This is a genomic window from Streptomyces sp. R302 (genome assembly GCF_012927245.1).
Taxonomy (GTDB): domain Bacteria; phylum Actinomycetota; class Actinomycetes; order Streptomycetales; family Streptomycetaceae; genus Streptomyces.
The window spans coordinates 172084-185216 of the sequence record NZ_JABBGE010000011.1 but is presented as its reverse complement, the minus strand read 5'-3'; the positions used below and the strand labels follow the sequence as shown (position 1 = coordinate 185216).

The 13133-nt window shown below is 71.1% G+C and carries 11 protein-coding genes and 1 tRNA gene; 4 read left to right on the top strand and 8 right to left on the bottom strand.

The genetic code is table 11. From position 1 onward, the window contains the following. Window positions 1-40: 40 nt before the first annotated feature. Together HHL19_RS30505 and HHL19_RS30500 are read left to right on the top strand one after the other, a co-directional pair. Window positions 41-1261: an acetyl-CoA C-acetyltransferase gene (locus tag HHL19_RS30505; RefSeq protein WP_169093603.1), complete on the top strand. Its 1221-nt coding sequence runs from the start codon at window positions 41-43 to the stop codon at window positions 1259-1261. Window positions 1262-1530: 269 nt separating this feature from the next. Then, window positions 1531-2376 (top strand): hypothetical protein, encoded by an 846-nt coding sequence (locus HHL19_RS30500; protein WP_169093602.1) that lies wholly within the window; start codon window positions 1531-1533, stop codon window positions 2374-2376. A 106-nt stretch (window positions 2377-2482) separates the two neighbouring features. Here the strand turns inward: HHL19_RS30500 and HHL19_RS30495 are convergent, their stop codons facing one another. The 3 genes from HHL19_RS30495 to HHL19_RS30485 all read right to left on the bottom strand — a co-directional run bounded on the left by HHL19_RS30495 (window position 2483) and on the right by HHL19_RS30485 (window position 4075). After that, window positions 2483-2812 (bottom strand): hypothetical protein, encoded by a 330-nt coding sequence (locus HHL19_RS30495; RefSeq protein WP_346768467.1) that lies wholly within the window; start codon window positions 2810-2812, stop codon window positions 2483-2485. Between the two features lie 86 nt (window positions 2813-2898). Further along, window positions 2899-3804: a Bax inhibitor-1/YccA family protein gene (locus HHL19_RS30490; RefSeq protein ID WP_169093601.1), complete on the bottom strand. Its 906-nt coding sequence runs from the start codon at window positions 3802-3804 to the stop codon at window positions 2899-2901. Between the two features lie 185 nt (window positions 3805-3989). Continuing rightward, window positions 3990-4075: transfer RNA gene (locus HHL19_RS30485), tRNA-Leu, on the bottom strand. Between the two features lie 402 nt (window positions 4076-4477). Here HHL19_RS30485 and HHL19_RS30480 point away from each other — a divergent pair. Both HHL19_RS30480 and HHL19_RS30475 read left to right on the top strand, forming a co-directional pair. Continuing rightward, window positions 4478-5248, top strand: a complete 771-nt coding sequence (locus tag HHL19_RS30480; protein WP_169093600.1) for an ABC transporter ATP-binding protein — start codon at window positions 4478-4480, stop codon at window positions 5246-5248. A 58-nt stretch (window positions 5249-5306) separates the two neighbouring features. Continuing rightward, window positions 5307-7838, top strand: coding sequence for an FtsX-like permease family protein (locus tag HHL19_RS30475; protein ID WP_169093599.1), 2532 nt, complete (start codon window positions 5307-5309; stop codon window positions 7836-7838). Window positions 7839-7889: 51 nt separating this feature from the next. On the opposite strand, the gene HHL19_RS30470 is transcribed toward HHL19_RS30475, so the two are convergent. From HHL19_RS30470 to HHL19_RS30450, 5 genes are all read right to left on the bottom strand, one after another. After that, entirely contained in the window at window positions 7890-9185 is a 1296-nt protein-coding gene (locus HHL19_RS30470) for a cyclopropane-fatty-acyl-phospholipid synthase family protein (protein WP_169093598.1), read from the bottom strand. Between the two features lie 176 nt (window positions 9186-9361). Continuing rightward, window positions 9362-10747, bottom strand: a complete 1386-nt coding sequence (locus HHL19_RS30465; RefSeq protein WP_169093597.1) for an NAD(P)/FAD-dependent oxidoreductase — start codon at window positions 10745-10747, stop codon at window positions 9362-9364. Between the two features lie 369 nt (window positions 10748-11116). After that, window positions 11117-12031 carry a Ppx/GppA phosphatase family protein gene (locus tag HHL19_RS30460; protein ID WP_169093596.1) on the bottom strand — a complete coding sequence of 305 codons (915 nt, stop codon included), beginning with the start codon at window positions 12029-12031 and terminating at the stop codon, window positions 11117-11119. Continuing rightward, entirely contained in the window at window positions 12028-12567 is a 540-nt protein-coding gene (locus HHL19_RS30455; RefSeq protein WP_169093595.1) for a DUF501 domain-containing protein, read from the bottom strand. The genes HHL19_RS30460 and HHL19_RS30455 overlap by 4 nt, the downstream gene beginning before the upstream one ends. 20 nt (window positions 12568-12587) lie before the next feature. Continuing rightward, the gene (locus HHL19_RS30450; RefSeq protein WP_169093594.1) at window positions 12588-13058 is read right to left on the bottom strand and encodes a septum formation initiator family protein; all 471 of its coding nucleotides are present in this window, start codon (window positions 13056-13058) and stop codon (window positions 12588-12590) included. Window positions 13059-13133: the final 75 nt, after the last annotated feature.

The window sequence follows — 13133 nt, the reverse complement described above, 5'->3', positions numbered from 1 at the left end:
CCCCTTGAGTCCGACCGTCCACCAGCCCCCTGGAGCCGTGATGCCCGAAGCCGTGATCGTCTCGACCGCCCGTTCCCCCATCGGCCGGGCCTTCAAGGGCTCCCTGAAGGACCTGCGCCCCGACGACCTCACGGCCACGATCATCCAGGCCGCGCTCGCCAAGGTCCCCGAGCTGGACCCGCGCGACATCGACGACCTGATGCTGGGCTGCGGCCTCCCGGGCGGCGAGCAGGGCAACAACCTGGGCCGGATCGTCGCCGTGCAGATGGGCATGGACCACCTGCCGGGCTGCACCATCACCCGCTACTGCTCCTCCTCGCTGCAGACCTCCCGCATGGCGCTGCACGCGATCAAGGCGGGCGAGGGCGACGTCTTCATCTCGGCGGGCGTCGAGATGGTGTCCAGCTTCGCCCGGGGCAACTCGGACTCGTGGCCCGACACCCACAACCCGTTCTTCGCCGAGGCCGAGGCCCGCACCGCGGCCGTCGCCGCCTCCGAGGGCTCCACCTGGCACGACCCGCGCGAGGACGGCCTCGTCCCCGACGCGTACATCGCCATGGGCCAGACCGCGGAGAACCTCGCCCGCTGGAAGGGCATCAGCCGCCAGGAGATGGACGAGTTCGGCGTCCGCTCGCAGAACCTCGCCGAGCAGGCCATCAAGAACGGCTTCTGGGAGCGCGAGATCACCCCGGTGACGACCCCGGACGGCACGGTCGTCGCCACGGACGACGGCCCGCGCGCCGGCGTCACCCTGGAGGGCGTGCAGGGCCTCAAGCCGGTCTTCCGCCCCGACGGCCTGGTCACCGCCGGCAACTGCTGCCCGCTGAACGACGGCGCCGCCGCGCTCGTCATCATGTCGGACACCAAGGCCCGCGAGCTCGGCCTGACCCCGCTGGCCCGGATCGTCTCCACCGGCGTCTCCGGCCTCTCCCCCGAGATCATGGGCCTCGGCCCGGTCGAGGCGTCGAAGCAGGCCATCGCGCGCGCCGGCCTCACCGTCGGCGACATCGACCTCGCCGAGATCAACGAGGCCTTCGCCGCCCAGGTCATCCCCTCCTACCAGGAGCTCGGCCTGGACCTGGACAAGGTGAACGTCAACGGCGGCGCCATCGCCGTCGGCCACCCCTTCGGCATGACGGGCGCCCGCATCACCGGCACCCTGATCAACAGCCTCCAGTTCCACGACAAGCAGTTCGGCCTGGAGACCATGTGCGTCGGCGGCGGCCAGGGCATGGCCATGGTCATCGAGCGCCTCAGCTAGCAGTACGGCCGCGCGGGGCTGCGGGGGGGGCTGCGCTCTCCACTCGCCGAACGCGTCAACCACCCCGCGTCCAAGCCGTGACCGAATCTCCCCCAGGATGTGACATACATCCCGGGGGAGTTCGTTTTCCCAGGTCAGAGCTGGTATGGGACTAAACGCCCGGCCAAAATACCTGTCCGTTTCGTGACGTAATGCACTGACAGGGGGTCCCGGGCCACGACAAGCTGATGTAGGAAGTCGGGGGATCGACTCGAATCGGGAGTACGTCAGTGAGCGCCATGTCTCTTGCCCTGCTGCTGACCACGGCCGCTGCCACGGCCGTGGGCGCTGCTGCCCTGCACCACGTGCGGGGTCTCCGCAAGGAGGTCACCGCCCTGCGCACCGAGCTCGCCGCCGACCGCGGCGTGACGGTCCCCGCGGCCCGCACCTCGCCCGCCGCCGAGATACGGGCCGCGGTCGCCGAGGCGCTGGCCGAGGAGCGCGAGCGCGAGCTCGCCGAGGCGCGGGCCTTCTGGGCGGCGCAGGAGGCCCGGGACGCGGCCGACGCGCCCTCCGCCCTCCTCGGCGGCCTGGGCGGCGAGGAGCCCACCGGGGTCTTCGTCCCGCGCCAGTCCGACTTCGTGGGCCTGGAGGCGATGGCCCTGGAGGCCATGGAGGCCGAGGCGGCGGCGCTCGACGGCATCGTCGAGCCGGTGGACGACTTCCCCGAGTACCCCGAGTACCCCGAGGACTCCGCGGAGCTGGCCGCCGCCCGCCGCCGGCACCCCTCGCACCCGGACTTCGTGCCGGTGCAGACGCCGGTCGTCACGGACCACGAGCGCACGGTGTCCCGCCTGGAGGAGCTGGCCGACACGGCCACGGCCCTCACGGACGTCCGCCCCGGCCCGCTCGGCACGCTCGACGTGTACGTCTTCGCCGACGGTACGACGCTCTGCATGACCCCCGGCCACCGCGAGACCGCCGAGCGCCTCGCCGACGCCCTCCGCGCCGGCCGCTCCCCGGTCCTCCTCGGCGGCTCCGGCGTCTCCGGCGCCTTCGCCCTGACCTTCTCCTACGGCGACACGGACGAGGAAAACGTGTACATCCTGGCGGACCGGGTCATCGCGTCCCTCTGACTTTCCCGCGCCGCCTCCGACCGCCGGGTGGCGGGCCGGGACGGCGCCCCTTGCCGGGCCCGGGCTTTCCGCGCCTGGACCCGCACCCGGGCTCACAGCCCCGCCGCTACAGCCCCGACCGCTCCAGCGCCTCCCGCACCAGCCTCACGGCCTCGCCCAGCTCCCGCTCGCGGGAGGGGGACGGGGCCGTTCGCAGTGCCTCGGCCAGATCGACACCGGCCACGGCGAGCTGGTCCGCGACCACGAACACCCCCGCGTCGGGGACGAGGCGCGGCTCGAGCCCGGGCGTCTCGACCCGCTGCGCCCGCACCGCCAGCTCCCGCGCCAGCGCGAGGCCCTCCGCCGCCGCCCCCCGCTGGAGGCGGCTCTGCGGGGCCGCCCGCAGCCGGTCGGCGAAGCGTTCCACGGCGGCGGTCAGTTCACTCGTATCCAGCACCCGGCCGACCCTACCGCCCCCCGCGCACGCGAAAGGGCCCGCCCGGCGGGTGCCGGACGGGCCCTTCCCCCGAGTCACGGGGTGCGTCAGTCGTCGCCCTGGAGGATCGACAGGAGACGCAGCATCTCCAGGTAGATCCAGACCAGCGTCATGGTGAGACCGAAGGCGGCCAGCCAGGCCTCCTCGCGCGGAGCGCCGTAGGTGACGCCGTCCTCGACCTGCTTGAAGTCGAGGGCGAGGAAGCAGGCGCCCAGGATGATGCCGATGACACCGAAGAGGATGCCGAGGCCACCGCTGCGGAAGCCGAGGCCGTCACCGCCGGCGAAGACGGAGAACAGCAGGTTGACCACCATGAGCAGCATGAAGCCCATGGCCGCGGCCATCACGAAGCCGGTGAAGCGGCGGTTGACCCGGATCCAGCCCATCTTGTACGCGATGAGCACGCCGGCGAAGACCGCCATGGTGCCGAGCACGGCCTGGGTGACCACGCCGTCGGCGATGTACGTCGAGACGGCGGCCGAGATCACACCGAGGAAGACGCCCTCGAAGGCCGCGTAGCCCAGGATCAGCGCCGGCGCCGGCTTGCGCTTGAAGGACTGCACCAGCGCCAGGACGAGCGCCACCAGGGCGGCGCCGACGGCGATGCCGTACGACTTGTTGACGTTCGCCGCGTCGACCGGCAGCAGGAACCACGACAGGACGGCGGTGAGCACGACCGTGCCGAGCGTCATGGCCGTACGGCTCACGACGTCGTCGATCGTCATCACATTGCCGCGCGCCTGCTGCGGGGCGCCCGTCTGGACGTCCTGCGGCGCGTAGGGGTTGGTGGCGTACGGGTTGGCCGTCGCACCGTCGGCGTACGGGGTGCCGGTCGCGTACGGGTTCGTTCCGACGGCGGGGCCCCCGGCCTGCGGCTGCTGCGCGTTGAAGCCCGCGTAGCCGTTGTCGCGGCTGAACCCCCGTCGCGAGAAGACCGGGTTGCTGCTCCTCATCTCACTCCTCCATGGACGGCCGCACTGGCGCGACCTTGCGTCAAGAGTAATGCGTAGGCAAAAGAAACTCTCTAGTGCCCGGGGAGGATCTTTCGGGCGGCGGGAGGAGGGGTGCGGGGGGAGGTGCGGGGAGGGGGTGCGGGGAGGGGCCGTGGGCCGGGCCACAGGGTCTCCTGGGGCCCGAGTGGTGCCCGGAACCGGACTTGAACCGGTACGGCCCGAAGGCCAGCGAGGTTTAAGCTCGCCGTGTCTGCTATTCCACCATCCGGGCGTGCTCGCGATTGCTCCGCGTTAGCACAGGAGCCTATCGGGGCCCTTCCCCCGTTCAGCGGTAACGAGGGAGCGATGTTGTCTTATTTTATTGACGTCTGAGGGTGCGTCAGCGCAGGTCGGCGGCGTTTTCGCGAACTTCGACCGAGGTCGCGGGCGCAAAGCGGTCACCCCCGGAATGACCAGATCTCGCCGCAGGTGTGTCACCTTCCGCCGCGGCCCCCTCGTCGGGGTCGCCGTCATACCAGAGGAGGAGGCGGGCGGGTCGTGGTCCGACCCGAGAGGGCCCCGGGAACGGGCACGTGGGCGGACGACCGCGACAAGAACGTTCGAAACGATGGACTGGTTCCCGGAACACCGGGTTTCCCCTCTGCCGATCGACCGTCGTGACAGGAGTCCCCACGTGACCACCACTCCCACCGTGCCCCGCGCCACCGCCGTGGCCGCCCGCGCCACGGAACTCACGAAGGTCTACGGCCAGGGCGAGACCCAGGTGATCGCGCTCGACCGGGTCAGCGTGGACTTCCGCCAGGGCGAGTTCACCGCGATCATGGGCCCCTCCGGCTCCGGCAAGTCGACGCTCATGCACTGCGTCGCCGGCCTCGACTCCTTCTCCTCCGGTTCGGTCCGGATCGGCGACACCGAGCTCTCCTCCCTCAAGGACAAGCAGCTCACCCAGCTCCGCCGGGACAAGATCGGCTTCATCTTCCAGGCGTTCAACCTGCTGCCGACCCTCACCGCCATGGAGAACATCACGCTCCCCATGGACATCGCCGGCCGCAAGGCGGACCAGGCGTGGGTCCAGAAGGTCATCGACATGCTCGGCCTCTCCGGCCGCCTCAAGCACCGCCCGACCGAGCTCTCCGGCGGCCAGCAGCAGCGCGTCGCCGTCGCCCGCGCCCTCGCCTCCCAGCCGGAGATCATCTTCGGTGACGAGCCCACCGGAAACCTGGACTCCCGCTCCGGCGCCGAGGTCCTCGGCTTCCTCCGGAACTCGGTGCGCGAGCTCGGCCAGACCGTCGTCATGGTCACCCACGACCCCGTCGCCGCCTCCTACGCCGACCGCGTGATCTTCCTGGCGGACGGCCGGATCGTCGACGAGATGCTGCGTCCCACCGCCGACGGCGTTCTCGACCGCATGAAGGCCTTCGACGCCAAGGGCCGTACGAGCTGACGCGGACACGCCGGCCCCGCACCTGACTTCCGTCCCGCCTTCCTCCAGGACCTCATCCATGTTCCGTACCGCCCTGCGCAACGTCCTCGCGCACAAGGCGCGGCTGCTGATGACCGTGCTCGCCGTGATGCTCGGCGTCGCCTTCGTCTCCGGCACCCTCGTCTTCACCGACACCCTCTCCCAGGCCTTCCGGGCCCAGTCCGCGAAGAGCTACGACGACGTCGCCGTCGCCGTCAGCATGCGGCCGAACCCCGAGGAGGCCGCCAAGAACCCGGGCCTCTCGCAGGCGACCGTCGACAAGGTCGCGAAGCTCGACGGCGTCACCGGCGTCCGGCCCCGCGTCGACGGCTTCGCCGGCGTGCCGGACGAGAAGGGCAGGCTGATCGGCGCCGGGTGGTCCAACAGGGGCACCAACTTCGCCCCCGGCCCCGACGGCAAGGACCCGTCCTTCGCCTTCACCTCCGGCAACGGCCCCACCGAGCCGGGCCAGATCGCCCTCGACAAGGAGACCGCCGACAAGGGCGGCTACCAGGTCGGCGAGCGGGTCCGCGTCGCCACCAACGGCCCGGTGAAGGAGTACACCCTCTCCGGCGTCTTCACCACGGAGGACGGCGCCGTCAGCGCCGGCGGCAGCCTCGTCGTCTTCGACGCCCCGGTCGCCCAGAAGCTGTACCTGAAGCCCGGCTACTACTCCGACCTGAACGTCTCGGCCGCCCAGGGCACCGACGCCGACAAGCTCCTCGACGAGGTCCTGAAGGTCGTCCCGAAGGCCGCCACCGCGCAGACCGGCCAGGCCCTCGCCGACCAGCAGGCCCGCGACATCGAGTCCGGCCTCGGCGCGCTCAACCAGACGCTCCTCGCCTTCGCCGGCATCGCGCTCTTCGTCGGCGTCTTCCTGATCTCCAACACCTTCACCATGCTGGTCGCCCAGCGCACCAAGGAGCTCGCCCTGATGCGCGCGGTGGGTGCCTCGCGCAAGCAGATCACCCGCTCCGTCCTCGCCGAGGCCGGCATCGTCGGCCTGGTCGCCTCCGCCGTCGGCTACGTCCTCGGCATCGGGCTCGCCATGGGCCTGCGCTCCGGCATGGCCGCCTTCGACTTGAAGGTCCCCGACGGCGACCTGGTCCTCGGCGCCACCCCGGTGCTCTCCGCCTTCGGCGTCGGCGTCGTCATCACCATGCTGGCCGCCTGGCTGCCCGGCCGCCGCGCAGCGAAGATCCCGCCGGTCGCCGCCATGAACAGCGTCCACGCCACCCCGAACGCCAAGTCGCTCGTCGTGCGGAACTCGATCGGCGCCGCGATCACCGCGATCGGCGCGGTCCTGATCGTGCTCGGCGCCGACACCGGCGGCGACGAGGGCCGGATGACGATCGCGGGCGGCGCCTTCGCCACCCTCATCGGCGTCATCATCCTGATCCCGTTCCTGTCCCGGCCCGTGATCGCCCTGATCCGCCCCTTCTTCGTGAAGGCCTTCGGGATCTCCGGCAAGCTCGCCGGCCTCAACGCGGTCCGCAACCCGCGCCGCACCGGCGCCACCGCCTCCGCCCTCGCCATCGGCCTCACCCTCGTCACCGGCCTCACCGTCATCGGCGTCAGCGCCGGCCAGGCCCTCGACAAGATGACGGTCGAGCAGATCAAGGCCGACTACATGGTCACCATGGCCAGCGGCGAGGGCCTGTCGCAGGAGACCCTGACGGCCCTGGAGAAGGCCCCGGGCGTCACCGCGGTCTCCCCGCAGCAGGCCGGCGCCTTCGAGATCAAGGGCTCGTACGTCTCCGCCTCCGGCGTCACCCCCGGTGACATCGAGAAAGTCCTCAAGGTCGACGTCGTGAACGGCTCGCTCGCCGCCCTCGGCGACGGACAGATCGGCGTCGCCGAGAAGACCGCCGCCAAGCGCGGCCTGAAGGTCGGCGCCTCCGTCCCGGTCGAGTACCTCGACAGGAAGAAGGGCACGCTGACCGTCGGCGCGGTCTACAAGGACAGCGAGTTCCTCTCCCCCGTCCTCGTCGACGCGAGGATCCTCGACGCGCACGACCCGGAGAAGTACATCCCGCAGATCTTCGTCTCCACCGACGGCGGTCCCAGCGACGCCCGCGAGCAGGCGCTGATCAAGGCCCTGGGCGACAACCCTGCGATCACCGTCATGGACCACAAGGACATCCGTGACGAGTTCGGCGGGACGATCAACCTGCTCCTGAACATCATGTACGGCCTGCTCGCGATGGCCCTGATCATCGCCGTCCTCGGCGTCGTCAACACCCTCGCGATGTCCGTCTTCGAGCGGCAGCAGGAGATCGGCATGATCCGGGCGATCGGTCTCGACCGCCGCCGGGTGAAGCGCATGGTCCGCCTGGAGGCCGTGGTCATCTCGGTCTTCGGCGCGATCGTCGGCATCGGCCTCGGCACCTTCCTCGCCTGGGCCATCGGCAAGACCTTCGAGTCGAGCCTGCCGGGCTACGGCCTGGTCGTGCCCTGGGACCGGGTCGGGATCTTCCTCCTCCTGGCTGCCCTGGTCGGCGTCCTCGCCTCGCTCTGGCCGGCCCGCAGCGCCGCCCGCCTGAACATGCTCGCCGCCATCAAGGCGGAGTGACACCGGGCGCGAGGAAGGGCCGGGGTTCCCACGGGAACCCCGGCCCTTTCGTCACTCCGTCCACTCCCGTGACCGCAGCGGCAGCCCGCCCGCCCCCGACGGCGGCGTCTTCACCGCCAGGAACTGGTTCACGCCGATCCGGTTGCGCTCGAAGGAGACCGCCGAGGCCGCCATGTAGAGCCGCCAGATCCTGGCCCGGCCCGGGGAGGTCAGCCGGACCGCCCGGTCCCACTGCCCCTCCAGGTTCGCCACCCAGCGGCGCAGCGTCAGCGCGTAGTGCTCGCGGAGCGCCTCCACGTCGCGGACCTCGAAGCCGGCGTCCTCCAGGGCCGTCAGGGTGCGGCCCATCGGGGCGAGTTCGCCGTCGGGGAAGACGTACGCGTCGATGAAGGCGTCCACCTCGTACGCCTCCTCGTCGGGCTCCGGGCGGCGCGAGATCTGGTGGTTCAGGAGCCGTCCGCCGGGCTTCAGGAGGCCGTACAGGAGGTCGGTGTACTCCCGGTACTTCGCCGCTCCGACGTGCTCGGCCATGCCGATGGAGGAGATCGCGTCGAACGGCCCGTCGGAGACGTCCCGGTAGTCCTGGACCCGGATCTCGATCCGGTCGGTGAGGCCCTCCTCGGCGATCCGCTTGCGGGCGAAGGCGGCCTGCTCGCGGGAGAGGGTGATGCCGACGACCCGGGCGCCGTACTCGCGGGCGGCGTGGATCGCCATCGAGCCCCAGCCGCAGCCGACGTCGAGGAGCCGGTCGCCCTCCTTCAGGGCCAGCTTGCGGGCGACGAGGTCCAGCTTGGCCCGCTGGGCCTCCTCCAGGGTCCCGTCGTCGGTCCAGTAGGCGCACGAGTAGACCATCGACGGGCCGAGGACCAGCGCGTAGAAGTCGTTGCCGACGTCGTAGTGGTGGCTGATCGCCTGCCGGTCGCTGCGCCTGCTGTGCCGGCCGCCGCCGCGGCCCTTCGCCTCCTCGGCCGGCGGCTTCGGCGGCGGCAGCGGTCCGGCGAGTCTCAGCAGCGCCCCGGCGGCGGCCCGCATCCGCGGATCGCGTACGGAGGAGAGCAGGCCGCGAGTCTCCTCGCCGCGCTCCCAGATCAGTCCGGAGAGCCGGTCCAGGGCCTCGTACAGGTCTCCCTCGACGTCGAGCTCGCCGGCCACCCAGGCGCGGGCCAGGCCCAGTTCGCCGGGCTTCCAGATCATGCGGCGCAGCGCCTTGCGGTCCCGGATCACGAGCACGGGTCCGTCTCCCGCCGGCCCTGCCTCGCTGCCGTCCCAGGCGCGCAGGCGCACCGGGAGGGGACTTCCCAGCAGATCCTCGGCGAGGGTCGCGAGCCGCGTCGCGGCGTCGGCCATGGTGAAACACCTCCGTGGTCCTTGCCCCAGCTTCGTTCGTCACCAAGGGAACACCGTCCGTAGGGGTTTCCCATCCCGCCGCGACGCAAGGACTCGGCAAAGCGTGCCGAAAACACGCCGAAGGGCCGCCCGCACCACGGATGACGGACGGCCCTTCGGTACTGCTCGGGGTGGTGCTACGCCTTGGCCTTCTCCGGCGCCTTGGCCGCGGCGGGGGCCGGGGCGGGCTTGGCGGCCTCGTAGAACTCCTCGCGCGGCGTCTCCATGGCGCCGAGCGAGACGACCTCGCGCTTGAGGAACATGCCGAGGGTCCAGTCGGCGAAGACGCGGATCTTGCGGTTGAAGGTCGGCATCGCCATGCCGTGGTAGCCACGGTGCATGTACCAGGCGAGACGGCCCTTGAGCTTGATCTTCATCTTGCCCATGACGATCATGGCGACGCCCTTGTGCAGACCGAGGCCGGCCACGGCGCCCTTGTTGGCGTGGCTGTACTCCTTCTGCGGGAAGCCGCGCATGCCGGACACGACGTTGTCGCCGAGGATCTTGGCCTGGCGCAGGGCGTGCTGGGCGTTCGGCGGGCACCAGGCGCGCTCGGCCGGGACGCCGGCCTTGATCGCGGCCATGTCCGGGACCTGGGCGTTGTCGCCCGCGGCCCAGACATAGTCCATGCCGTTGACCTGGAGCTTCTCGTTGCAGTCCACGTGGCCGCGGGGGCCGAGCGGGAGGCCGAAGCGGGCGAGGGCCGGGTTCGGCTTGACGCCGGCGGTCCACACGATGGTGCTGGAGTCGACCTCCAGGCCGTTCTTGAGCACGACGTGGCCGTCCACGCAGGAGTCCATGGAGGTCTCCAGGTAGATCTCGATCCCGCGGCTCTCCAGGTGCTCCTTGCCGTACTGGCCGAGCTTGGGGCCCACCTCGGGAAGGATCTTGTCCGCGGCGTCGACCAGGATGAAGCGCATGTCCTCGCGCGACACGTTCTGGTAGTACTTCGCGGCGTCGCGGGCCATGTCCTCGACCTCGCCGATCGTCTCGGCACCGGCGAAGCCACCACCGACGAAGACGAAGGTCAGGGCCTTGCGGCGGACCTCCTCGTCGGTGGTCGAGTCGGCCTTGTCCAGCTGCTCGAGGACGTGGTTGCGCAGGCCGATGGCCTCCTCGATGCCCTTCATGCCGATGCCCTGCTCGGCGAGGCCGGGGATCGGGAAGGTGCGGGAGACGGCACCCATCGAGATGACCAGGTAGTCGAACGGCAGCTCGTACGCCTCGCCGACGAGCGGCGCGATCGTGGCGACCTTGCGGTCCTGGTCGATGGTGGTGACCCGGCCGGTGAGCACCTCGGCTCCGCGCACGACGCGTCGCAGCGGGACGACGACGTGGCGCGGCGAGATGCTGCCGGCGGCGGCTTCGGGGAGGAAGGGCTGATAGGTCATGTACGACCGGGGGTCGACGACCGTGACGGTCGCCTCGGCGTAACGCATCTTCTTGAGGATGCGCCGCGCGGCGTACAGGCCAACGTACCCGCCGCCTACGATGAGGATCCTGGGACGCTCCGTGGTGCTCATGCCATCGAGTATCCACCCACTCGGAGGGGTCACCTCGTGCGCCCCTTCACAAGCTTCCGAGGGTGCTCTGCTACACTCCGCCGCCCACGTGATCCAGGTCATGGTCGTGCAAAGGAACCGGAATGCACTGGTGAACGTTGTTCACCCCTACTGAACTGGCCTGGAGAGCGCCCGTTAACGCTGAACCAGCAGGTGCGTTCACACGATGGAAACTTCGAGCGAAGTGGCCTCCGCGCCTGCGAAAGGGCCCTGAGGGCCCCCTCGGAGGGTCCGAAGACCTCCCCTAGGTGCCATCAGGGCCCTTTTCCTTGTGAAGAACTTCACGAAGCTTTTCCGACGGGCTGTCGCCGGAGCCTCGATAGCTGCCCGCTATGCCACGGATAGGGCGATCCCATCGAGGATGTCGTGCTCGCTGACCACGACCTCGGTGGCTCCGACCCGCTCGACGATCTCCTGGAGGACGAGCGCGCCGGCCACGATGACGTCCACCCGGCCGGGGTGGATGACCGGGACGGCGGCCCGCTCGTCGTGGGTGGAGGCGAGCAGCCGCCTTGTGACCTCGGCGACCTGGGCGGCGGAGATCCGGGAGTGGTGGATCTTCTCGGAGTCGTACTCCGCGAGCCCGAGGGCGAGGGCGGCGACGGTGGTGACGGAGCCGGCCAGGCCGACGAGGGTGGCGGCCGAGGTGATCGGCACGGTCCCGGCGGCGAGGTCCAGGGCGGCGCGGACGTCGGCGCGGATGGCCTCGGCCTCCTCGGCGGTCACCGGGTCGTGGCGGACGTGCCGCTCGGTGAGCCGGACGCAGCCGATGTCGACGGAGCGGGCGGCCTCGACCTCCCGGGTGCCGACGACGAACTCGGTGGAGCCGCCGCCGATGTCCACGACCAGGCGGCGGTCGTCGCCGGGCAGCGAGCCGGTGGCGCCGGTGAAGGAGAAGGCGGCCTCCTGGTCGCCGGAGATGACCTCGGGCTCGACGCCGAGGATCGCCACGACCCCGTCGACGAAGTCCTGCCGGTTCTCGGCGTCGCGGGAGGCGGAGGTGGCGACGAAGCGGATCCGCTCGGCGCCGAGCTCCTTGATGACCGCGGCGTACTCGCGGCAGGCGGCGAAGGTCCGCTCCAGGGCCTCGGGGGCGAGCCGGCCGGTCCGGTCGACGCCCTGGCCGAGCCGGACGATCGTCATCCGCCGGTCCAGCTCGACGAGCTCGCCGGTATCCGGACGGACGTCGGCGACGAGGAGGCGGATGGAGTTGGTGCCGCAGTCGATTCCGGCGACCCGGGTCACTTGACGGACTCCTTGTCGTCCGCGCACGGATTCACGCACGGTCCCTTGGCCCACCACTCGGGGAGCATCGCGAGGGCCTCGTCGCCGAAGGGGTTCACGCCGGGGCCCGCCACGAGGGAGTGGCCGACGAGGACGTGCAGGCACTTCACGCGGTCGGGCATGCCGCCGGCGCTGGGGAAGCCCTCCAGGACCTCGATGGCGTCGCGGCGGGCGAGGTAGTCCTCGTGCGCGGCGCGGTAGGCGGCGGCGAGCTCGGGATCGGTGGCGAGCCGGGCCTGCATCTCCTTCATGACCCCGTTGGCCTCCAGGGTGCCGATGGCCGAGGCCGCCCGGGGGCAGGTGAGGTAGTACGTGGTCGGGAAGGGGGTGCCGTCGGGCAGCCGGGGCGCGGTCTCGACGACGTCCGGGTTGCCGCAGGGGCAGCGGTGCGCGATGGCGCGCAGTCCGCGCGGCGGGCGGCCGAGCTGGGCTTCGAAGGCGGCGACGTCCGCCTCGGTGGGCTCGGTGCGTTCGGTCTGCGGAGGGGGCGTGTCCATGTCTCGGATCCTGGGTCGGTTCAGTTGCGGTCGGCGTGGTCGACGCCGTCCCAGAGGTTGTCGTACCAGGGCCGGTCGGCCGTGCCCTGGTCGGCGCGGGGGCGGTCGGCCGCCCCGGGGTCGTTCACGGTGAAGCCGGTCTCGCCGGGGAGCACGTAGTGGAGGTGCTCGCGGGCGAGGCGGCGGACGTAGGCCGGGTCCTGGAGGCGGGCCTTCTCGTCCCGCAGCTCCTCGACCCGCTGTGCCGCCTCGGCGGCCCTGCGTTCCTGTTCTTCGATCTCGCCCTGCTGGGAGACGTAGCTCCTTATCGGGTAGGCGAGGGCGACGACGAGGGAGCAGACCACGAGCGCGAGGAAGGCGGCGCGGCCGGTGAGCCGGGAGCGCCGGGCCTGGCGGCGGGTCTGGGAGCGGTAGACGCGGGCCGCGGTCTGCTCGCCGAGCAGCCTGATCCGGGTCGCGGTGGAGAACCGGTCCCCGTTCTTCACGGCCATGCCGTCTCGCCTCCCCTGGTCATACGTACGTCCCCGCACACGGTACGGGACCGGGTGCGGGGACGTACGGAAGCG